Source organism: Nocardioides humi (assembly GCF_006494775.1).
GTDB classification, from domain to species: Bacteria; Actinomycetota; Actinomycetes; order Propionibacteriales; family Nocardioidaceae; genus Nocardioides; species Nocardioides humi.
Genome location: NZ_CP041146.1, coordinates 3,697,195 through 3,718,644 on the forward strand (window position 1 = coordinate 3,697,195; position 21,450 = coordinate 3,718,644).

Sequence of the window (21,450 nt, forward strand, 5' to 3'; positions counted from 1 at the left end):
CACCCCGTCGACCGCCACTGTGCGAGGACCGGACAACGCCGACAGAGAAGGAAGACCATGCGTACTGGCAAGGAGTACCTCGAGGCACTGAACGACGGCCGACGGGTCTGGGTGGGGGACGAGTTCATCGACAACGTCGCCACGCACCCCAAGACGCGCGCGTTCGCGAAGCTCACCGCCGACTTCTACGACCTGCACCACCGCCCCGAGCTCGAGGACGTCATGACGTTCGTGGACGAGGACGGGGTCCGCCGGTCGATGATGTGGTTCAAGCCGACCGACAAGGAGTCGCTGCGGCGCAAGCGTCGCTACCACGAGACCGTGCTGCGCAACCTCGGCGCGGGCGCCGCGCCGAGGTCCCCCGACGTGAACAACTCGGTGTTCCGGACCTACGTCGACGACCCGCGTCCGTGGAGCGACCAGTCCGTCGGGACCGACGGCCGCGACCTGGTCCCGGGCATCCTCGAGTTCTGCGACCTGCTGCGCGAGGGGGACCTCAACGCCGCGATCGCGTTCGTCGACCCGCAGACCGACCGGTCGCGCGATTCCGCTCAGGCCGAGTCGCCGAACGTGCACGTCGTCTCGACGAACGACGACGGCATCGTCGTGTCGGGGGTGAAGTCGGTCGCGACCGGCGCGGTCTTCGCCGACTACATCAACCTGGGCACGTTCTACAAGCCCGGCGTGACCTCGGAGCAGATCGTGTTCGCCGGCGTGCCCGCCAACGCCCCGGGCGTGACCATGATCAACCGCGAGGCCAACGGACGGGACGGCGAGGAGACCGAGCACCCGATGTCCTCCCAGGGCGACGAGCTCGACACCACGATCATCTTCGACAACGTCTTCATCCCTTGGGAGCGGGTGTTCCACCTCGGCAACCCCGAGCACGCCAGCTACTACCCGCAGCGGGTCTTCGACTGGGTGCACTACCAGGCCGTCGTACGGGAGATGGTGCGGGCCGAGCTGATGCTGGGCCTCGCTCTGCTGATCACCGAGCACACGGGCACCTACGCGATCCCGCCGGTGCGGGCCCGGGTGTCCCAGTTCGTGGGCTTCATGCAGACCCTGAAGGCGCACGTCGTCGCCTCGGAGGAGGACGGGTTCATGACTCCTGGAGGCACCTACAAGCCGAACGTGCTCATGTTCGACTTCGGCCGGGTGTTCTACCTGGAGAACATCAGCCGGCTGACCGCGGAGCTCCTCGACCTGTGCGGTCGCGCGTCGCTGGTGTTCCCCACCGAGGGGCAGTGGCAGAACCCCGAGTTCAGGCCGTGGCTGGAGGCGCTGCAGTCGGGCCCGGTCGGGCGGCCCCACGACCGCCTGAAGATCAGCCGGGTGATCCGGGACTACTTCATGTCCGACTGGGGCGACCGGATGGCGGCGTTCGAGGGGTTCAACGGGACCCCGATCCTGCTCATCCGGGAGCTCACGATCCGGCGTGCCGAGATCTCCGCCGCCGGACCGATCGCCGATCTCGCACGCTCCATCTGCGGGATCGAGAACCCCGAGCGTCCCGAGCAGACGGAGTACCTCGCCCAGGCGGAGTACGCGCGCCTCCAGGACAGCGCGGCCGGGCGCTGACGGACGGCGTCCGTCGGGTCAACCGGTCATCAGGCTGCGCGACCGGGCGGCGGCGACAGCCGTCGCCCGGTCGTGGACCTCGAGCTTCCTGAAGATCGAGCTCACCTGGGTCTTGACGGTGTTGTGCGACACGTGGAGCTCCGCGGCGATCTCCCGCAGTGTCAGCGGGCCGCTGAGGGCGCGCAGGATGCGGCGCTCCCGCTCGGAGAGCCCGGGCGTCGGCGTGACCGCCCGCCGCGACCGACCGATGTCGCACGCCGCGCGGAGCTGCTCGGCCCGCCGACGGGCCCTCGGCTCCAGCCCGGCCGCTGTCGTGTCGAGTACGTCGAGCACCGCCTGCGCCGCCGCGTGAGCAGCGCGGACGTCTCCGGCCGCGCTGCTCAGCTCGGCGAGCGCGAGGTGCGCGTTCGCCACCACCCAGCGACTCCTGACGCACAGGCCGCCGGCCGTGGCGATGGCCTCCTCCGCGGCCGCGGCCGCGGCCGGAAGTCCCCGGGCCGCGGCAGCGAGGGCGCCGCCGGCCAGGGCGTGCACCAGGGCGAGCTGGTCCCCGGACGCGCGCGAGGACACCTCGGCGATGCCGAAGCTCGCGGCCGCCTCGCATGCCCGGCCGGCCCGCAGGAGGTCGAGGCCGGTCGCCACCTGGTCGATGGCGAGCCATGCGCCGCGGAGCCCGGCGATCGGGGGCGGCGGGCTGAGGACGTCGTCGAGCAGGGCCTCGGTGAGACGCCGGGACGCACGCAGCGCGTGCTCGAGGGTGACGCCCGGCTCGACCATCAGCCCGGGGTCGCCCTGGACCCGGGCGACATCGCTCCAACGGCGCCACCGGACATGGTCGCCCGCGGCGAGGTTGGCCATGGCCACGATCAGGCAGAGCCGTGGATCCGCGATGATGCGGTGCTCCGGGATCAGGCCGACGGCGGCGAGCACCTGATCGCACCGGCCCGACAGCACCGTGCGCTGCCAGCCGTCGAGCAGGGCGGCCGCGGCGGCGTCGTAGAGCTCCAGGTCGGCGTACGCGCCCACCGCCTCGTCGAGCCGGCCGTTGGCGGCCAGCCAGGCGGCGTACCGCTCCTTCAGGTGGCCGTACCTCGACCAGTTCTCGGCCCGGAGCTCGTCGTGGAGGTGCCGCGCCAGCACCGGGTGGAGGGTGACGACGGCACCGGCGGACGTCGTCGCCAGCTGCGTCGACGCCGCGAAGCCGGCCAGGAGCCGGCCGCACGCCGGGTTCGCCGTCAGGTGCAGTGCGAGCGCCGGACCGGCCGAGCCCGCGATCGCCACGGCGTGGAGCACGCGGTGCAGCTCCGTGGTGACCTTCTGCATGACCTCCCCGTGCACGTAGTCGCGCAGCGCCTCCTCGCCCGCGGCCGGACCGAGGTCGGCGTAGGCCTGCACGCCGATCGCCCAGCCGGCGAGCTCGGGCGCCGGGTACCCCAGTCTCGCCTCGACCTCGGCGTCGCTCATCCTCAGGTCGTCCGCGCGGATCGTCGTGGCGACGAGGCCGTCCTGGTGACTCCTGATCAACCAGGGAAGGCAGCGATGACGCGTCGCGATCACCCAACGGACTCCGGCCGGACCGCACTCGACCAGATCGGCCAGGAGCTGCTGGGCCTCCGGTGCGGTGATCAGGTCCGCGCCGTCGAGGACGAGGCAGCACGGTCCGCTCCTCGCCACCGCCTCGAGGGCCTGGAGGACGAGCCGGCCGCAGCCGTCGGGGTCCACCGGCTCGGCCCCGGGCTCGACGGCGCCGGGTTCCAGATGCGCCAGGATCGTCCGGGCCAGGGCGATCGGGGTGTCGTCGCGCCGGGTCAGGTCGACCCGTCTCGCCTCCGAGCGGTTCCTCGCCCACGCGGCGACGAGCGTCGTCTTGCCCGAGCCGGGCGGGCCGCTGACGACGACGACCCGGCGGTCCTCGTCGTCGAGACGCCTGAGGAGCTCGGCCCCACGTCCGTGCGCGGGAGGGTGCGGACGCAGCGGAGAGGGGCGCCGCATCATCGCTCAAGCGATGCGGCCGAACTCGCCGCCACAGTGGATCAACGGCCGCACCCGGTCGATGTGCTCGTAGGACACGACGGTGCCGATGAAGATCGTGTGGTCCCCGCCGGGGAGTTCCTCCGCGACGTCGCAGACGATGGACGCGATGGCGTCGTGGAGGACGGGGACACCCTGCTCCTCGTCGTACGAGACGCCGGCGAACCGGTCCCCCCGAGAGGCGAACTGCCGCGCCAGGTCCTGGTGCTCCTCGCCGAGCACGTTGACGCCGAAGCGACCGTGCTCGGAGATGGCCGAGCGGGTGAACAGGTGGTTCCCGACGCAGACGAGCAGCTGCAGCGGGTCCAGGGACAGGGGAGTCACCGAGCTCGCCGTCATGCCGACCGGCGCGTCGGCGACCCGGGTGGTGATGATCGACACGCCCGACGGCAGGCGGGACATCGTGGCGCGGAAGGCGACGGCTTCGTCGATGAGTCCGAGGGCAGTCACGGGTGTCTCCTGATCGTCCGGAACCGGAAGCGATCGCCGAGGGGGCGTCGCGTGCCAGGCCATCGTGGACCGGGAGTCGCGTGGGTCACATCACACGATCATGTGATTCCGGTCGGGTTCGCGAGCGTTCAGGGGAGCCGTGCGTCCGCGATCGAGCGCATCGGCCCGGACCACGTCGGGGGCCCACAGAGCCGTCGCGCCGAGCACGTAGGCGCGCTGGACCCGCCGCACCAGCCTCGCGAACGCATCGCCTCGCGTGCGCCGTGTTCGGTCAGACATGGGGGTCGACCCCGGCCGGTGGCTCACCGAGATCGAGATCCAGGCCCAGGACCCGGTGGAATCGGCTGAGTGCGTTCCACAGCGAGATGGACATCGTGAGCTCGACGAGCTCGTCGGGAGCGAAGGCGGCGCGGACCTTCTCGAGCAAGTCCGGTGCGACGCCCTGCGGACAGGTTGCGATCTCGGTCACCGCCAGGTCCAGTGTCAGGGCCCTGGTGAACTCGAGAGCGACTCGTTCCGTGCTCGAGAACATGCTGTGGTCGCCGGATGCCAGGCGTCCCAGGTCGCTCTCGTCGACCCCCTTCGCCAGGGCCGAGTAGCAGCGGTGGCTCGTCGTATAGCGACAGTGGTTCAGGAGCGCCACGTAGACCGCTGTGAGCTCCTTGATCCTCGGCTCGATCGACCCCGGCCCGGACACGTGTCGGATGAACGGCAGGTAGGTCGACAGCATCCCGGGACGGGTCGCGATCGCCAGCCAGGTGTTCAGCAGGGTGCCGAAACCGGCCTCGCCCGCCTCCAGCGCGGGCAGGTCGACGGGGGAGACCTCCTCCCGGGTCGCCAACGGAATCAGTGCCATGACGGTGCTTCCTCTCTCGTTCGTGTTGCTCGGCCCGTGGATGCGGGCCGGGGTCGTCGTGGGCGATGGCTGTCAGATCACCGACTTGCCGAGCCCCCCGTCGACCTGGAGCACCTGGCCCGTGACGTACGACGAGAGGTCCGACGCCAGGAACAGGGCGGTGGCGGCGATCTCGGCGGGGTCGGCCCACCGTCCCAGCCGGATGCCGAGGCGCTCGACCATGCCGTCGCGCACGGCCTCGGCGGTGGAGCCGTTCTGCTCGGCCGCCGCGGCGTGGCGATCCTTCCAGACCTGGGTGAGGGTCATGCCGGGCGAGATGCCGTTGACGAGAACGCCGTGCGGGGCGGCCTCCGCGGCGAGGTAGCTCGTCATGGCGACCACCGCGGCGTTCACGGCGGCGGCGATGCCGATGCCGGGCACGAGGACATGCGCGGCCATGCCCGCGATGTTGACGATCCGCCCGGCCCCACTCTTCTGCAGCAGCGGCAGCGCCGCACGGGAGACGCGCAGGTAGCCCGTGGCCTTGCCCTCGAGAGCATCGGTGAGAGCCGATTCCTCTGCCTCGCTGAGTGCGCTGTTGACGAGCAACGGCGCGGCGCTGTTGACGAGTACGTCCAGGCCGCCGGTCCACGCAGCGACCGCGTCGAAGGCGCCGGCGACGGCGGCATCGTCCGTGACGTCGGCGACCAGCGTCAGGACGCGGTCCGAGTCGGGCGAGATCTGACGGGCGGCGTCCTTCAGCTTCTGCTCGGTCCTACCCAGGATGGCGACCGACGCTCCCTGCTCGTGCAGGGCGTGCGCGATCGCGAGCCCCAGGCCGCTGCCACCGCCCGTGACCAGTGCGGTGCGTCCGTCGAGGCGAATTCCCAATGTCATTGCTGTACGTCCTTCACGCGTGTGCTCCGACGCCGCGGCCGGCATCGCTTCCCGAGCCAGTGTGAAGAGGCACCGCCGGCGCCGCAAAGGTCATTAACGGGCTTCTAACTGCGCCGCCGCCGGATTAACGACCGCCTAACTCGAGGTGACATAGAACACTCCGGCAACGGCGAGTTCGGGCACACGACGAGCCCGACCGACGGCGATACCGACGCGGCACGGCCGCCTTCAAGCGAGTGGGGATCACGTATGGCACGACCAGGTGCACAAAGTGCGGAGCTCAACGCAGTCATCAGGAATTCCAGCATCGAGATCATTCCGCTGAAGGGCGCCGACCAGGTGGTCGCCGACCTGCCGGTCGACCGGCCGCTGACGATCACGTGCTCGCCGAGGTTCGGCCTGGAGCGCACCCTGCAGCACGTCGCCCGCGCGCGGCGGGCCGGCCACCGCGTCGTCCCCCATCTCGCCGCTCGCATGGTCGGGGGCCGTCAGGAGCTGAGGTCGTTCGTGCGCCAGGTCGTCGACCTGGGTGTGGACGACCTGTACGTCGTCGGCGGTGACGGCGACCTGCCGGTCGGTCCCTACGGCGACGCGCTCGGGATCCTGCAGGACCTCGCCGAGTTCGACCACGGCCTGCGCCGCCTCGGTGTCGGGTGCTATCCCGAGGGCCACCCGAAGATCGACGACGGCGTGCTGCACGAGGCCCTGCTCCGGAAGCAGGAGCACGCCGACTACATGGTCAGCCAGCTCTGCTTCGACTCCGGGGCTGTGGCCCGCTGGCTCAGATCCGCCCGCGCGGGCGGTGTCAGGCTGCCCCTGCGGCTCGGCGTCGCCGCTCCGTTGCAGACGCGGAAGCTGATCGAGCTCTCCCTGAGGATCGGGGTCGGCCAATCGGTTCGGTTCCTCTCGAAGCAGCACGGCATCGTCGGGAACCTCCTCCTCGGGCGTGCCTACGAGCCCCTCGACCTCGTCACCGAGCTGAGCCGCGAGATCTCCTTCGCCCAGGACGGTGTCGAGGGCCTGCACCTCTTCTCGTTCAACCAGGTCGAGCCGACCCTCGGGTGGCTCTCCCGCGCCGGCGAGCTCTGCGATCCGGATGCGCCCGACGACTCCAGCATCGCCATCAACTGACCAACGACATCAGAAAGCACGTGCGAACGAAATGAACCTCGAAGACAAGATCAAGCAGGCCGGAAATGTCGCCCGGATGCTCCGGAACGCGCCGCAGGGACCCTATGTCTTTCCGATGCAGTCGGAATACACCAACTGGCGCGACGAGCAGAGGGCGTGGAGCGAGACCGCGGTCATGTTCGACCAGTCGCTGCATATGACCGATATCCATTTCAAAGGCCCCGACGTATTGCGACTGATGTCCGACATCGGTGTGAACGGATTCAAGAACTTCGGACGGAACAAGGCCAAGCAGCTGATCGCCTGCAACTACGACGGGTACTTCCTGGGCGATGCGATCCTGTTCGCGTTCGAGGAGGACCACTACAGTCTGGTCGGCCGCCCGGTCGCACCGAACTGGGCGGCGTTCCAGGCGGAGACCGGCGACTACGACGTCGAGGTGACCCGCGACGAGCGCTCGGTCGCGAACGACGGTCGGCGGCTCTCCTTCCGCTTCCAGCTGAACGGTCCGGCCACGCACAAGATCGTGGAGCGGGCCGTGGGCTCCCCGCTGCCCACGATCAGATTCTTCGCGATGGGCGAGATCGAGATCGCCGGCGTCCCGATCCGTGCCCTCAACCACACGATGGCCGGTGTGCCCGGCCTGGAGTTCACCGGGCTCGAGCTGGTCGGCCCCTCGGACGGTGCTGAGCGCGTGCGCGAGGCACTGATCGCGGCGGGGGAGGAGTTCGGCCTCCGGCTGGGTGGCGCCCGGGCGTATCCCTCGACCGCGATCGAGTCGGGCTGGATCGCGGCGCCGGTGCCTGCCATCTACACCGGCGACGCGATGCGGGCCTTCCGTGAGTGGCTCCCCGGCAACGGGTTCGAGGCCAACGCGTCGATCGCCGGCAGCTTCGTGTCCGACGACATCGAGGACTACTACGTGACGCCGTGGGACCTCGGCTACGGCCGGGTGATCCGGTTCGACCACGACTTCATCGGCCGTGCGGCGCTCGAGAAGATGGTCGACCAGCCGCATCGGCAGAAGGTCTGGCTGCGGTGGAACGACCGCGACGTCGCGGACCTCATCGCGGACAGCCTCTTCGGCTCGGGCCCGCACACCAAGTACCTCGAGATGCCGGTCTCGAACTATGGCACCAACTCCTACGACCAGGTCCTCGCGGACGGCCGGCTGATCGGCTTCTCGGCCAGCTCGGGATACACGGTCAACGTCGGGGGCTGGTCCTCGCACGGGATGGTTGCCGAGGATGACGCCGTCGACGGGCGGGAGGTCACCGTCCTGATCGGTGAGGAGAACGGCGGCTCCGCCAAGCCGACGGTCGAACGCCACGTACAGCGAGCGATCCGCGCGACGCTCCGAACCAGTCCGTTGGTGTGACAGCGGTGACGAGTGCGAGCACGGGATGTGTCGGCCATGACTGATGCGAAGGTCGTCTTGACCCTCACCTGTCCCGACCAGCCGGGCATCGTGTACGCGGTCTCGCGGTTCCTCCACGAGAGCGGCTGTTCGATCGTCGAGAGCCAGCAGTTCCTCGACCGGCAGTCGGGCAACTTCTTCATGCGGGTCGAGCTCGAGGTACTCGACGACGCCGTCAGCGCCGAGTCCCTTCGAGAGGGCTTCGCCACCGTCCGCCGGGCGTACTCGATGGAGGACCAGTTCCTCGACGCTGCCCGGCGACAGCGGGTCCTGGTGATGGCGAGCACGGCGGGCCACTGCTTGAACGATCTCCTCTTCCGGACCTTCAACGGTGGCCTGGACGTCGAGATCTCCGCTGTCGTGTCCAACCACGACGAGCTCCGCTACCTCGCCGACACCTACGGAGTGCCGTACCACCACATCCCGGTGGACGCGCAGACCAAGGTGCAGGCGGAGCGCGAGCTGCTCGACCTCGTGGTCGATCTCGATGTCGACCTCGTGGTCCTGGCGCGGTACATGCAGGTGCTGTCCGGCGACCTGTGCAAGGCACTCGAAGGGAGGGTGATCAACATCCACCACTCGATGCTGCCGAGCTTCAAAGGGGCTCGACCCTATGACCAGGCCCATGCCCGGGGCGTGAAGCTGATCGGCGCGACCGCGCACTACGTGACTGCCGACCTCGATGAAGGCCCGATCATCGAGCAGGAGGTGGCTCGGGTCGATCACGGGATGACCGCGGCGCAGGTGCGCACCCTGGGCCGGGACGTCGAGTGCCTCGCCCTGTCTCGGGCCGTTCGCTGGCACACCGAGAACCGTGTGTTGCTGGACGGCAGCAGGACCGTGGTCTTCCCGTGATCGAGGCCGCCCTGCGGGGCGGAGCATCTCCGTCGCCGCGGTGACCCAGCAGCGAGACCGGGACGATCCTCGCGGTGGGCGGCATATCCTCTACCGGGGACAGGCAGGTCATGACGATGGACGATCGGAAGCCGAGCGGACCGTACGTGATCCGCCGGAAGATCATGTCTCCGCGGTTGGGCGACAGCGTTGCCGACCGCGCTCGGGTGGTCTCGCACCTCGACGACCTCCTGGCCGAACGGCATGTCGTGCTCGTGCAGGCGGCGGCGGGCAGCGGGAAGACCACGGCGGTGGCCATGGCGACCCGGCGCCTCGAGCGCCCGGTGGCCTGGTTGTCGTTCGATGGGACGGAGCTGGCACCGGGACGCCTCCTGGCCTACCTCGAGGAGGCGGTGACCATCCCGCTGACCAGCGCGCCCCGTATGGTCGCCGGCGCCCTGGAAGACGGGCTGCTCCCGGCCGAGGTGGCCGGCGTGCTGGCCGAGAGCTGGTCCGGCACGGGCCTGGTCCTCGTCTGCGACAACGTCGAGAAGGTGGCCCGCGACGCTGGCTCGTGGGCCACTCTGTCGTCCTTGGTCAGCTACCTGCCGGCCGACGTGAGCCTCGTCCTGATCTCCCGCATCCGGCTACCCGTCGACGCGACCGCGTTGCTCGATCGGAGAGTCGTCGAGGTCGGCCAGGACGTTCTCGACTTCGACCGGGACGAGGCCGAGCAGGCCCTGCGCCGCCGGGGCGACGTCCCGGGAGACCTCGACGTCCTGCTCGGGCTGACGCATGGCTGGGTGGCCGGCGTCCTGTTCGAGGGCGAGCGGGCGGAGCGCCCGGACGCGGGGCGGTCCGTCGAGTTCGAGAGCTACCTCTCTGCGGAGGTCCTCGGCCCGGCATCGGCGCCCTTGAGGGGCTTTCTCGCCCGGACCAGCATCCTCCCGGAGGTCTCGACGTCCAGCGCCCTGGCCTTGGGGGAGGAGGAGGCGCCGCGCATGCTGGCGGCGCTCGAGGAGATCCACCTCCCGGCGTGGTGGTCGGCGGACCGCAGCCGATTCGTCATGTATCCGCAGGTTCGCGAGTTCCTCGAGGTCGAGCTCGTCAGGACCGAGCCGGCCGAGTCTGTTCGCCGGGTCCGGCGCGCGCACGCTGACCTGCTTGCCCGCGAGGGCAGGCTGGAGGAGGCGGTCGACGCACTGCTCGAGCTCGGCGAGACCGAGCTCGCCTGGCAGCGCGCGGCCCAGGCGCTGCCCAGCCTGGTGGCGCGGATGGACTTCACGTCGGCTGCGCGGTGGCTCGACGAGCTGGACGTCGTCAGCCGGACGCCGACGGCGGAGGTCGGTGCGGTGGTGCTGCGCGTCTCGTTCGCGCTCGAGCAGTGTGGCCGCGGCAACGCGCTGCTCGAGGCCCACGGTTTCGACTGGCTTCCGGGACCCGGCGCCCCGTTCGCCGAGGAAGCGCTGCTGCTCGCAGCATGGTGCCGGTGGCACGCGGGAGAGCTGGCCGAGGCGCGTGCTCTGGCGGACAGGCTGCCGCCTGGTCGTGCTCGGGAGACCGCCGAGAACCTGATCGCACTCTCGGACGGAAGTGCTCCGCCGTTCCCCGACTTCTCCTCGACCCGTTCCGAGACCGTGGACACGCTGTTGATGCGGATCGGCTACTACCGAGGTCGCCTGCGCGAGCTCGAACGAAGGTCGACCACCGGCGACGGGACCCCGGCGCTCGGCGTCCCGTGGGTCATCGCCGGCCTCAGGGCCAAGGGCCGACTCGACGAGGCCATGGAGCTCTACGACGTGCTTCGCGGCTCATGGCAGCCCCCCTGGCTGCATGCGTTCGACGCCGTCGACCTCATGATCGACCTCGGCCGACGCGACGAGGCCTGGGCCGCCCTGACCAGGGGAAGTCGTCTGATCGCCGAGACCGGCTCGAAGATGTACCGGATCATCGGACACCTCAACGAGGCGAAGCTGAGCCTGCGCCTGCATCGCGACGCCGAGGCAGCTCGTCGAGCACTGGCCGACGCCGAGGACGACGGTGCCTTGGAGCACGCGTTCAGCCGCGAGCTCTCCCAGCTCTGGCGTGGCTTCTCCTATCTGTTGGAGGATCGCGACGTCGAGGCACGCGCGGAGCTGGCTGCGTGCGTCGACTCGATGCAGTCCGGCGACCGTCGACTCGAGTTGGCCACGGCCGCCATCTACCTCGCCGAGGCGTGCTGGCGGATCGGCGACGAGGAGGCATCCGACGCGGCTGCCGAGATGGCGCTGGCCGAGGCGACGACCGGCGGCTCGCAGCACCTGCTCCTCACCGCGCTGCACGATGTGCCGGCGGTGGCCGTCCGGGCTGCCGATGCGTCGCCCACGCGCCTGTCCCGGTGGCACGAGCTGACGGCGATGTTGTCGGACCAGGGGTCGCTCCGCGTGACGGCGCGCGCGCCGCGGTTGCTGCTCGAGGAGTTCGGCGACCCCGTCCTCACCGTCGACGGTGAGCCGGTACTGATTCGGCTGAGCAAGAGCATCGAGCTGCTCAGCTATCTGATCGATGCCCGGCGGGAGGTGAGTCGGCGGGAGCTGTTGGGCCAGCTCTTCGAGAGCAGCAACGACGCGGCCGGCCGAAGCTATCTCCGACAGGCCCTCTACCGCTTGCGGGAGGTGCTGCCCGAGGAGCTGATGCCCCGTCAGGAAGGCGAGATCCTCTCGATGAAGAACCCGGACCTGGTCTGCGGCACGACGCAGGTCGTGCTGGACTCGCTCGTCCAGGCGGATCGGCAGGACGACGAGGTGCGTCTTCGCAGGATGGTCGAGGTACTGACCCACGCCGCTCGCGGCCCCTATTTGGCGACCCTGAACAGCCAGTGGGTCGAGGCACGGCGAGTCGAGATCGGCGAGCGCGTCACGAGCGGACGGATCGACGCCGCCAGGCTCGCCTTCCGGCTCAGCCGCTATCGGGAGGGCCGGCAGTTGGTCGAGACCGTCCTCCGAGAGAGCCCGCATCGGGAGCAGGCCTGGCAGCTCGCCATCTCGCTCGCCCATGCCAGCGGAAGCGACGACGCGGTCCTCGCCCTCTACCAACGCTACGTCTCGGCCATGCGTGGACTCGGCGTGGCGCCGTCGGCAGAGGTGCGCCGACTGGTCACCCAGCTCCGGCGCTGAAAAAGCGCCTACTTGCGCAATCGACTGCGCAAACACCGGAGGGACCTGCGCCCTCTGTTCTCGGCGAAGAGGATGCGTAAAGCCGCGCGGAATCGGGTCGTTTGCCCGAACTGGGCGTGGAGAGGCGAAATGAACCCTTGACACACCTGGATCCGGGGCGCAATAATTGCGCAATCGAATGCACAAGTCGAGCGCACTGAGCGCTCAGGAGGAAACGAGCGGAATGACGTATCACATCTCCCGCGCAGCGGAACGGGTCTTTCACGAGGTCAAGGAGTTCCCAGGGCTCAGCGAGGCCGTGATGGTGGGGGAGGAGCACGGGTCCCACCACATGGAGGTGTCGTTGCGGAAGCTGGCGCCCGGAGCGTCCATGCCGTGGTACCGGAGCCCTTTCGAGGAGTCGTTCGTGGTTCGTGGAGGCTCGGGCACCGTCTCGATCGTCGGTCTGGAGTACGACATCGCCGTCGACGACTACGCGGTCGCGCCGCCGGCGCTGCCGCACACGCTCACCGCGGGTGACGACGGCCTGGAGCTCTTCTGGGTGAAGTCTCCGAGGCCACCGGGCTATGACGGCGCTCGGAACTTCATCAGCGGCCCGCCGATCATCGGAGAGAAGCTGGGACGTCCGTCGGAGACCGATCCACGCCACCGCTGGGCCGGCCACTTCGATGACGCCGACATGGCGCCGGTCGGTGATCTGAACATGCCCGGCTACCACGGCCCCTGCATCAAGAACATCTCGATCCGCATGATGGTCGATCAACTTCTCGGGGCCCATCAGCACACGGTCTTCATGGCGAAGATCGCCCAGGGCATGGGACCCGGACGCGCCGCGTCGGTGCACTACCACCCGTTCGAGGAGATCTACTTCTACACCCAGGGTGGGATGCACGGCTGGCTTGACGGAAATCACGAGCGAATGACGACCGGGGACCTCGTGTGGGTCGGCACCGGCAGCACGCATGGCTTCGTGAATGATGAGAACGAGGTCGACGCACGGTGGATCGAGGTCCAGTCGCCCGTCCCGCCGGTCTCGGACGCGTTCTACTTCCCCGACAACTGGCGCGACCTGCCAGAGCACACTGAGTAGGGCCGCTGTGGCCTACGAAGACCCTCAACCCTAGGAGTTGCCCTGATGGCTTCGGGACGTGTACCGAGACTCGAGGACGTGGCTCGGTTGGCGGGAGTTCACCCTTCCACCGCGTCCCGAAGTCTCAGCCAGGAGCAGTCCGGGCGGATCGGCGCCAAGACGCGGGAGCGTGTCCTGGCGGCCGCACGTGAGTTGGGGTACACGCCGGACCTGACAGCGGCGAGTCTGCGGACGGGCAGAACCATGACGATCGGCGTGGTGATCCCCGACTTCAGCAACCCCATCTGGGCGTCGCTCCTGGCCGGCCTCGGCGAGACCCTGCAGGAGCGCGACTACACGCCGGTGATCATCGAGACCAAGGACGATCGACGACGGTTCGATCGTGCTCTGGAGATCCTGACGGATCGACGGGTGGACGGCATGATCAACGCGGCGGTGCGGCTCACCGACAAGAAGCGGCTGACTGCTTTCGTCGCCAGGACACCGACCGTCCTCGCCGGTCGTGACCTGCCCGGCCTGGACGTGCCGAAGGTGCTCGTCGATGACGTCAGGGGCGGCGAGCTGGCCGTCTCCCACCTGGTCCAGCGTGGACATCGGAGCATCGTCCAGATCTGCGGTCCTGGTTCCGTGGGCCCCTTCAAGAGCAGGGCGGAAGGGGCGCAGGCGGTCGTGGAGAGGTCGGGCGATTCCGTCGCACTCCACAGTCATGTCGTCGACCAGCCGACGGTCGACGAAGCCGATCGAGTCATGTCCGCAGCCCTCGCGGCCGGCCCCGCGTTCACGTCGGTGTTCGCCCACAACGACCTGATGGCCATCGGCGCCCTGCAGGCGATCCGGCGGGCAGGGATGCGCTGTCCCGACGATGTCTCGGTCGTCGGCTACAACGACAACCCGCTCAGCCAGCATCTCGCACCCTCCCTCACGACGATCTCGCTGCCGTTCGTCCAGACCGGCCGTACCGCCGCGGACACGCTGCTGTCGAAGCTCCTTCACAATGACCCTCCGGTGGTCACGACCCTCCAACCCAGTCTCATCGTCCGTGACTCGACAGCTGCCGCACGATGACAGGCGAGCAGACCATGCCTTCCTGTCCCCGATAGCGGCGCGCGGCTCCCGAGGCGAGCTGAGGAGAGCCGAGATCGCCCGACCCTGGACGCACCATCCCTTCGCGTCCCAGGGTCTGCCATCGACGGCCCGCGTCTGCCGCGCGCGACGCGGGTCCACCATCCATCGCGGCCCGCCGGGCCGCGCCACGAGGAGACAGAGATGAACGTTCCTGGAGGATTCGACCTGCCGTTGGTTCCCGATGGCGCCCGCGGGCCGGAGGTCCCCGCCTCGGGCTACCTGGTCGACGAGGTGACCGGTGGCATCCATTGGATCACCGACGGCGGCTACCAGTGCGCGTTCGTCGTGCACGACCACGGTGTCGTGGCGATCGACGCGCCCCCATGCCTCGGGAGCCTGGTCACGCGAGCGATCCGGGACGTGACGGACAAGCCGATCACCCACGTCGTCTACTCGCACTTCCACGGCGACCACATCGGCGCGGTCGACCAGTTCCCGAGCGGGGCTGTCCGGGTCGCGCACCAGGACACGTGGGGGAAGCTGAAGGAGGCCGGTGACCCGGCGCGAAGGCTCCCGGACGTGACGTTCGGGGACTCACACCGCCTCGAGGTCGGTGGGCAGGTCCTGGACCTCGTCTACCGCGGCGACAACCATGCACCGGGCAACATCTTCATCCACGCACCGCAGCACCGCGTGCTGATGCTCGTCGACGTCATCTACCCGGGTTGGGTGCCGTTCACCAACATCGCGCAGTCGAAGAACATCCCAGGGTTCATGGCGCACCACGACCACGCGCTCGAGTTCGACTTCGACACCATGATCACCGGACACCTCACGCGGCTCGGCACGCGTGAGGACGTCGAGATCCAACGCGAGTACATGCACGACGTCCGTGACGCCGCACAGCATGCGCTGGAGATCACCGCGGAGAAGCGCGACGTCGCCCGCGCGGAGGTGGGGACCGAGCACATCTACCGCTACTTCAAGACCATGTACGAGGCCGCGGCGGCGGAGGCTGCGAAGCCGGTCCTCGACAAGTGGCTCGGTCGCCTCGGAGGTGTGGACACCCTGGGCGTCAACCACACGCTGACGATGTATCACAGCCTCCGTCTCGATGAGAACGCCCAACCATCGGTCGTCTTCTTCCCGCCCGCCGCTGCCGGCGGCTGCGTCGACCACAACCACTGAGAAGGGAGACGCCATGCCCACGTTCGGCATCAAGCGCGTCGATCACATCGGCATCACCGTTCCCGACCTCGAGCAGGCTCGTGAGTTCTTCGAGCAGGTCCTCGGCTTCGAGTACCTCTACCGGCTCGGGCCGCTCCGCGGCGACGGCACCTGGATGAGTGACCACCTCAACGTGCCGGACGATGCCGTCGCCCCCCGCATCTACTTCTTCCGGGTGGGGGAGCAGGCGATGCTCGAGGTCTTCGAGTACCAGGCCCCTGCGCAGCGGCGCGACGTCCCGCTGAACAGCGACGTCGGTGGCCACCACATCGCGTTCTATGTCGACGACCTCGACGCTGCGGCCGACGAGCTGCGGGCGCGCGGCGTGCGGGTGCTCGCGGGTCCGACCGCGAGCAAGGGACCGCACGAGGGCCAGCGCTGGGTGTACTTCGTGTCGCCCTGGGGCCTCAACTGCGAGCTGGTGTCGTACCCGAACGGCAAGGCGTACCTCAAGACGCCCGAAGCATTCGACTGAGCCAGCCCGCCTGTGGCGCCGGCATCGAGGTGTCACGGGCGGCACCACGGCCCGCGTGGAGGACATCGTCCGTGCACTCGGCTGACGGTTGAGGAAGAAGGAGATGGATGTGACCAGCCAGGTCCTCGACGGCGTTGCGGTCGCGAAGGAGATCCTGAAGGGGGTGTCCCGTCGGGCCTCGGTCCTGCGGGACGCGGGTCGGGCGCCGCGCTTGGCGACGGTGCTGGTCGGAGATGACGACGCGTCGAAGACCTATGTGCGGATGAAGGTCAACAGGTGCTCCGAGGTAGGGATCGAGTCCGTCCGGATCGACCTCGACGCGGAGATCTCGACGCCTGTTCTCGTGGCGCAGATCGAGGCGCTGTCGGCCGATCCCGCGATCGACGGCATTCTGCTCCAGCATCCCGTGCCCGGCCACATCGACGAGCGCGCCGCATTCGAGGCGATCGATCCAGCCAAGGACGTCGACGGCGTGACGCGGACGTCGTTCGCTGCGATGGCGCTGGGCAACCCGGGCTTCCAGTCCTGCACGCCGGGCGGGATCCTCCGTCTGCTCGACGCGTACGAGATACCGCTCGAAGGGAGGCATGCGGTGGTGGTGGGACGCAGCCACATCCTCGGACTGCCGATGGGGATGCTTCTCCTCGGGAGGGACGCGACGGTCACGTACTGCCATTCCCGTACTCGCGGGCTGGCCGAGATCCTCGGTCGTGCCGACGTCGTGGTCGCAGCGGTGGGAACGCCCGAGCTGGTTCGTGCCCGCTGGCTCAAGCCGGGAGCGGTGGTCGTCGACGCCGGATACAGCGCCGGCGACCGCGGTGACGTGGAGCAGCCGGCCGCCCGCGAGGTTGCCGGATGGCTGTCGCCCGTCCCCGGCGGGGTCGGTCCGATGACCATCGCCATGCTGCTCGAGCAGACGGTGACGGCGGCGGAACGCCGCGCTGGCGGCTGACGCCGCCATGCGCGCCCTGGCAATCCGCCCGCAGATCGTGGGGATCGTCAACGTGACGACGGACTCCTTCTCGGACGGCGGCCTCTACGTCGATCGGGAGAACGCGGTAGCGCACGCCCTGCGGCTCGTCGCAGAGGGGGCGGACATCGTCGACATCGGTGGCGAGTCGACGCGCCCGGGAGCGGCGCGCGTTCCCGAGGAGGTCGAGCTGAGCAGGGTCATCCCGGTGGTGGGCGAGCTTGCCCGCGCAGGAGTGAAGGTCAGCATCGACACCATGCGGTCCCGAGTCGCCGAGCTCGCCATCGAGGCCGGGGCAGCCGTCGTGAACGACGTGAGTGGGGGACTCGCCGACCGGCGCATGGCGAGCGTCGTGCGAGACGGCGAGGTGCTCTTCGTCGTGACTCACTGGAGGGGGCACAGTGAGCGGATGCTGCGGCGCGCGCGGTACAGCGATGTCGTCGCCGAGGTGCGGAACGAGCTCCGGATGCGCAGGGACGCGATCGTGGCCCAGGGTGTGGAGCCGGATCTGGTCGTCCTCGATCCCGGGATCGGGTTCGCCAAGACGAGCGAGCAGAGCTGGACACTGCTGGGCGCGTTGCCTTCCCTCCGTGGCCTGGGCCACCCCCTCATGGTCGGCGTCTCGCGGAAGTCGCTCCTCCGAGCGATCGGCGACGACCTCGACCTGGCCGAGCGCGACCAGGCGTCAGCGCTCCTCGCCGCCCTGGTCGCGGCGCACGCGTCGTACCTCCGGGTCCACGACGTCGCGTCGACGGTCCTCGCGCTGCGGGTGGTCGACCGGCTGATCGGAGACCCGGCTCGATGACGGATCCGGATGTCGTGCGGTGGCCACTGGACGTCGGGCTGAAGCCCACCGAGGTGTTGCGTGCGCTCGGTCCCCGTGATCGGCTCGTGGCGCTGTTCGGCGATTGGGCGTCGGGTGGAGCCGTGATCGCCTTCGACCCTCTGCGTCGGTCGCGATCGCCTGCCGTTCTCGGAACGCTGCCGGACGGCAGGCACATCGGCCAGCGTCCGGCGCAGCCGGTGAGCGGCGCCTCCACCGGCGTCGTGGCCGGAGGCTGGTTCGGGATCCTGGGCTACCAGCTCGGCGCGGTGCTCGAGGACCTCCCCGCGAAGCCCGAGCGTGACGCCCCACGGGCGGAATGCGATCTGGCGTTCTACGACCAGGTGCTGAGGTACGTCGCCAAGACGGGCGAGTGGTACTTCGAGGCGCTCGTGCTGGAGGACGAAGGTCGCCTGCGGCGTCAGTACGCGGCGGTCGTGGAGGCGCTGACCGCGCGACCAGCGCGTGCGCGACGGGGGTACGTCTTCGGGGATTTCCACACGACTCCCTCCGTCGCAGCGCATCGGGAGGCCGTCTCCCGGGTCATCGAGCACATCGCGGCCGGCGACATCTTCCAGGCCAATGCGTGCCTGCGGCTCGACGCATCCTTCGCCGGTGATCCGCTGGAGGTCTTCATCTCGGGAGCCGAGGCGCTCCGCCCGGCCTATGCCGCCTTCGTGGACGCGGACGACGGAGCGGTCGCCAGCCTCTCCCCGAGCTCTACCTGCGGCGCCGTGGCCGCGAGGTGCGAACGGCCCCGATCAAGGGGACCGCGTCGATCGCCTCCGACCCGGCCGACCTGGAGAGCTCGCGGAAGGAGCGGGCGGAGAACGTCATGATCGTGGACCTCATGCGCAACGATCTCGGCAGGATCTGTGCCCCGGGCACGGTCGAGGTGGAGGACGTGGCCGAGGTCCGCGCGCAGGCCGGCGTCTGGCACCTGGTCTCTCGGATCCGGGGCGAGATCGCGGACGGCGTGGACGACCGAGCCATCATCGAGGCCACCTTCCCGCCCGGTTCGGTCACCGGCGCTCCGAAGATCCGGGCGATGGAGGTGATCGGCTCGGTCGAGACGGCCGCTCGCGAGGTGTACACCGGCGCCATCGGCTGGTCCGGTCCCACGGGCATGGAGTTCAACGTGGCGATCCGCACCTTCGAGTTCGGCGCCGGTCGGGCCGTTCTCGGAGTCGGTGCAGGCATCGTTGCCGACTCGGTTCCTGACGGAGAGGTCGACGAGTGCCTCGTCAAGGCGGCCCCTCTCCTCGATGCCGTCGGCGCGAGGTTGGCACCCGACGCGCAGCGAGCATTCGCCGGGCTGAGGTCTTCTGCCGGGCCTGCGCCGGTGGGATCGCGGACGGTGGGCGCGCCGCGGCTCCTGGACGACGTCGGTGATCGGGGCGAGGGCCGGATCCACGTCCTCGACGAGCATGTCGTCGTCGACTGGGGTCGCCGTCCCCCATCCGGCGGCGTACGCATCGTGGACCTGCTCCGGCGCTCCGGCCTCCCCGTGGAGATCCGCCCGCTGGCGGCCGGCGAGAGGTCGCGGGTGAGCGAGGAGTTCGGCTTCGAGCTGCTCGGTCGCTCGGCCGTGCCGGAGGTGCGCTCCCGGCTGGCGGCGGCCGGACCGCTCCAGCGCTGGCTGGAGGACGCCGTCGCTCGCGCCGCGCCGACCGACCCGCCGCCGCACCGAGGTGTCGCCGGTCGGACGAGCAGGATCCTGCTCGTGGACAACTACGACTCCTTCGTGTTCAACGTGGCTCAGTGTCTCCTCGAGCTGGGTGCCCTCGTGGAGGTGGTCCGCAACGATCGGCTCGACGTCGACGCGCTCGCCCGGTCGACGGGCGAGCGGTGGGACGGGGTGGTGGTGTCGCCCGGCCCCGGCGATCCGAGCGACGCGGGAGCGTGTGTGGAGCTGATCCGCAGGCTGCCTCCTGCTCTGCCGCTCCTCGGGGTGTGCCTGGGCCACCAGGCGATCGGAGCCGCTTTCGGTGCGCGGATCGTGCGTGCTCCGCGACCGGCGCACGGTTGCCGGTCGCTCGTTCACCACGACGGTTCAGGGGTGTTCGCCGGCACGGACGGCCCGATCCTGGCGGGTCGCTACCACTCGCTGGTGATCGACGAGGGGTCTCTCGTCGGCACCGCGCTCGAGGTCACCGCGCGCACACCGTCAGGTCTGGTGATGGGGGTCCGACATCGCGACCGGCCGATCGAAGGCATCCAGTTCCACCCGGAGTCGATCCTGACGCCGCGCGGTCGGGACCTGCTCGGTGCGTTCCTCGACCGGGTGCGCGCAGCCCCGACCGGTACGCGGTCGGCTCGGAGCGCAGCACCGGAGGGTGGAGCGCTTGTCCATGGCGACGTACAGTGACACTGAACTTGTCGGGGCTCGGGGCGGCGCTGCGTCGGATGGCGGCTGGAGGCCGTTCGTCCTCGTCTCAGGTGAGGGGTGGCCGGCATGGCGGTCGTGCGCGGGGGTTCGTTCCGGGGCTTCTCCGCTGCTGCTCCACTGAGCCGGCATCACGAGACCACGGACCCCCGGGTGGCCCGTGACATCGTCTCGACCTTCCTCGCGCCTCATCACCTCACCGTGGCCGAGGGCCGGGAGCGCTTCCGCGCGGTCGGCGACCACGTCGAGCTCGGCGCCGTGTCCCTCGCGTATGTCTCCTACGGCACCGAGGTCGTGATCGACCGGGGAGGAAGCCAGGACTATGTGGGTGTCGTGGTGCCGCTCAGCGGGTCCGTCGTCGTCCGACAGGCCGGTCAGGAGGTCGTCGCGACGAACGGGGGCTCCTTCGCCGCCGTGGCGAGCGAGCCGAACCTCCACATGCGGTGGAGCGCTGACAGCCAGGCGCTCGTCCTGCGTGCGCAGACCGGCGCGCTGCGCGCGCTGGCTGACCGGATCGCACCGTACGGCAGGCACGATGCGCTCACCTTCAGGCCGTCGAGGGTGGTGGGATCCGAGGCTGCCGTGCTGGCCGGACTCACCGAGTTGCTGGTCCACCTCTGTCAGGCCTGCGGGCCACCCGAGGCGATGCCGGGCCTGATCAGGCGCCATCTGGGTGAACAGGCGCTGGTCGCGATCCTCCTGGCCGTTCCGAACTCCAGCACCGAGCAGCTCCTCGACCAGACTCCCGGCCTGCGCTCCTCTGTCCGCCGCGTGCTGGACCTGGTCGCGGCCGAGACCGAGGCGACGTACACGGTGAGCGCCCTGGCAACGGCGGCCGGGGTCGGAGTGCGGGCACTCGAGGTCGCGTTCAGGCGAGATCTGGGTACGACGCCGCATGCGTTCCTCCAGCGCGTGCGCCTCGAGAAGGCGCGACAGGAGCTGCTGGCGGCCGGTGGGAACCCGGGGACGACGGTGACCGCGGTGGCCGTCCGCTGGGGCTTCTCGAACGTCGGCCGGTTCGCCGGTCTCTACCAGCAGCACTTCGGCGTGCTGCCTTCGCAGACGCTCAACCGCCGGGGCTGA

The 21,450-nt window shown here is 69.6% G+C and carries 18 protein-coding genes and 1 pseudogene; 15 read left to right on the top strand and 4 right to left on the bottom strand.

What is annotated here, in order from left to right:
- Positions 1–57: 57 nt before the first annotated feature.
- A complete protein-coding gene (locus tag FIV44_RS18035) occupies positions 58–1,581 on the top strand; it encodes a 4-hydroxyphenylacetate 3-hydroxylase N-terminal domain-containing protein (protein WP_141005646.1) in 1,524 nt (507 codons plus the stop codon).
- An 18-nt stretch (positions 1,582–1,599) separates the two neighbouring features.
- Here FIV44_RS18035 and FIV44_RS18040 read toward each other — a convergent pair whose 3' ends face one another.
- From FIV44_RS18040 to FIV44_RS18055, 4 genes are all read right to left on the bottom strand, one after another.
- Positions 1,600–3,576: a helix-turn-helix transcriptional regulator gene (locus FIV44_RS18040; protein ID WP_141005647.1), complete on the bottom strand. Its 1,977-nt coding sequence runs from the start codon at positions 3,574–3,576 to the stop codon at positions 1,600–1,602.
- Positions 3,577–3,579: 3 nt separating this feature from the next.
- Positions 3,580–4,062, bottom strand: a complete 483-nt coding sequence (locus tag FIV44_RS18045) for a flavin reductase family protein (RefSeq protein WP_141005648.1) — start codon at positions 4,060–4,062, stop codon at positions 3,580–3,582.
- Between the two features lie 271 nt (positions 4,063–4,333).
- Positions 4,334–4,918 carry a carboxymuconolactone decarboxylase family protein gene (locus tag FIV44_RS18050; protein ID WP_141005649.1) on the bottom strand — a complete coding sequence of 195 codons (585 nt, stop codon included), beginning with the start codon at positions 4,916–4,918 and terminating at the stop codon, positions 4,334–4,336.
- A gap of 72 nt (positions 4,919–4,990) precedes the next feature.
- Entirely contained in the window at positions 4,991–5,794 is an 804-nt protein-coding gene (locus FIV44_RS18055) for an SDR family NAD(P)-dependent oxidoreductase (protein WP_141005650.1), read from the bottom strand.
- A gap of 249 nt (positions 5,795–6,043) precedes the next feature.
- Between FIV44_RS18055 and FIV44_RS18060 the strand changes: the two genes are divergently transcribed.
- From FIV44_RS18060 to FIV44_RS18120, 14 genes and pseudogenes are all read left to right on the top strand, one after another.
- A complete protein-coding gene (locus tag FIV44_RS18060; RefSeq protein ID WP_141005651.1) occupies positions 6,044–6,925 on the top strand; it encodes a methylenetetrahydrofolate reductase in 882 nt (293 codons plus the stop codon).
- The gene (locus FIV44_RS18065; RefSeq protein ID WP_219996071.1) at positions 6,891–8,303 is read left to right on the top strand and encodes a hypothetical protein; all 1,413 of its coding nucleotides are present in this window, start codon (positions 6,891–6,893) and stop codon (positions 8,301–8,303) included. The genes FIV44_RS18060 and FIV44_RS18065 overlap by 35 nt, the downstream gene beginning before the upstream one ends.
- Before the next feature lie 36 nt (positions 8,304–8,339).
- Positions 8,340–9,197 (top strand): formyltetrahydrofolate deformylase, encoded by an 858-nt coding sequence (gene purU / locus FIV44_RS18070; RefSeq protein ID WP_141005652.1) that lies wholly within the window; start codon positions 8,340–8,342, stop codon positions 9,195–9,197.
- 206 nt (positions 9,198–9,403) lie between these two features.
- Positions 9,404–12,331, top strand: coding sequence for an AfsR/SARP family transcriptional regulator (locus FIV44_RS18075; protein ID WP_219996072.1), 2,928 nt, complete (start codon positions 9,404–9,406; stop codon positions 12,329–12,331).
- Positions 12,332–12,509: 178 nt separating this feature from the next.
- Positions 12,510–13,421, top strand: coding sequence for a cupin domain-containing protein (locus tag FIV44_RS18080; RefSeq protein ID WP_141005654.1), 912 nt, complete (start codon positions 12,510–12,512; stop codon positions 13,419–13,421).
- Positions 13,422–13,466: 45 nt separating this feature from the next.
- Positions 13,467–13,619, top strand: a pseudogene (locus FIV44_RS34145) (LacI family DNA-binding transcriptional regulator); the annotation flags it as partial.
- Positions 13,620–13,664: 45 nt separating this feature from the next.
- The gene (locus tag FIV44_RS18085; protein WP_246086485.1) at positions 13,665–14,486 is read left to right on the top strand and encodes a LacI family DNA-binding transcriptional regulator; all 822 of its coding nucleotides are present in this window, start codon (positions 13,665–13,667) and stop codon (positions 14,484–14,486) included.
- Between the two features lie 201 nt (positions 14,487–14,687).
- Positions 14,688–15,674: an MBL fold metallo-hydrolase gene (locus FIV44_RS18090; protein WP_141005656.1), complete on the top strand. Its 987-nt coding sequence runs from the start codon at positions 14,688–14,690 to the stop codon at positions 15,672–15,674.
- Between the two features lie 13 nt (positions 15,675–15,687).
- Complete coding sequence (locus tag FIV44_RS18095) at positions 15,688–16,188, top strand: VOC family protein (protein WP_141005657.1); 501 nt, start codon at positions 15,688–15,690, stop codon at positions 16,186–16,188.
- Between the two features lie 103 nt (positions 16,189–16,291).
- Complete coding sequence (locus FIV44_RS18100; protein WP_181410677.1) at positions 16,292–17,140, top strand: bifunctional 5,10-methylenetetrahydrofolate dehydrogenase/5,10-methenyltetrahydrofolate cyclohydrolase; 849 nt, start codon at positions 16,292–16,294, stop codon at positions 17,138–17,140.
- Positions 17,141–17,147: 7 nt separating this feature from the next.
- Positions 17,148–17,963, top strand: a complete 816-nt coding sequence (gene folP, locus FIV44_RS18105; protein ID WP_141005659.1) for a dihydropteroate synthase — start codon at positions 17,148–17,150, stop codon at positions 17,961–17,963.
- A 218-nt stretch (positions 17,964–18,181) separates the two neighbouring features.
- The gene (locus FIV44_RS33645; RefSeq protein ID WP_181410678.1) at positions 18,182–18,820 is read left to right on the top strand and encodes a chorismate-binding protein; all 639 of its coding nucleotides are present in this window, start codon (positions 18,182–18,184) and stop codon (positions 18,818–18,820) included.
- Positions 18,727–20,349 (top strand): chorismate-binding protein, encoded by a 1,623-nt coding sequence (locus tag FIV44_RS33650; protein ID WP_181410679.1) that lies wholly within the window; start codon positions 18,727–18,729, stop codon positions 20,347–20,349. The genes FIV44_RS33645 and FIV44_RS33650 overlap by 94 nt, the downstream gene beginning before the upstream one ends.
- A 171-nt stretch (positions 20,350–20,520) precedes the next feature.
- A complete protein-coding gene (locus FIV44_RS18120) occupies positions 20,521–21,450 on the top strand; it encodes an AraC family transcriptional regulator (protein ID WP_181410680.1) in 930 nt (309 codons plus the stop codon).

Bases quoted from the DNA above. Each gene is read 5' to 3' on its own strand.
- FIV44_RS18035 (WP_141005646.1), top strand. From the start codon at position 58: ATGCGTACTGGCAAGGAGTACCTCGAGGCACTGAACGACGGCCGACGG.
- FIV44_RS18040 (WP_141005647.1), bottom strand. From the start codon at position 3,576: ATGATGCGGCGCCCCTCTCCGCTGCGTCCGCACCCTCCCGCGCACGGA.
- FIV44_RS18050 (WP_141005649.1), bottom strand. From the start codon at position 4,918: ATGGCACTGATTCCGTTGGCGACCCGGGAGGAGGTCTCCCCCGTCGAC.
- FIV44_RS18055 (WP_141005650.1), bottom strand. From the start codon at position 5,794: ATGACATTGGGAATTCGCCTCGACGGACGCACCGCACTGGTCACGGGC.
- FIV44_RS18060 (WP_141005651.1), top strand. From the start codon at position 6,044: ATGGCACGACCAGGTGCACAAAGTGCGGAGCTCAACGCAGTCATCAGG.
- FIV44_RS18065 (WP_219996071.1), top strand. From the start codon at position 6,891: ATGCGCCCGACGACTCCAGCATCGCCATCAACTGACCAACGACATCAG.
- purU (WP_141005652.1), top strand. From the start codon at position 8,340: ATGACTGATGCGAAGGTCGTCTTGACCCTCACCTGTCCCGACCAGCCG.
- FIV44_RS18080 (WP_141005654.1), top strand. From the start codon at position 12,510: ATGCACAAGTCGAGCGCACTGAGCGCTCAGGAGGAAACGAGCGGAATG.
- FIV44_RS18085 (WP_246086485.1), top strand. From the start codon at position 13,665: ATGACGATCGGCGTGGTGATCCCCGACTTCAGCAACCCCATCTGGGCG.
- FIV44_RS18090 (WP_141005656.1), top strand. From the start codon at position 14,688: ATGAACGTTCCTGGAGGATTCGACCTGCCGTTGGTTCCCGATGGCGCC.
- FIV44_RS18095 (WP_141005657.1), top strand. From the start codon at position 15,688: ATGCCCACGTTCGGCATCAAGCGCGTCGATCACATCGGCATCACCGTT.
- FIV44_RS18100 (WP_181410677.1), top strand. From the start codon at position 16,292: ATGGATGTGACCAGCCAGGTCCTCGACGGCGTTGCGGTCGCGAAGGAG.
- folP (WP_141005659.1), top strand. From the start codon at position 17,148: ATGCGCGCCCTGGCAATCCGCCCGCAGATCGTGGGGATCGTCAACGTG.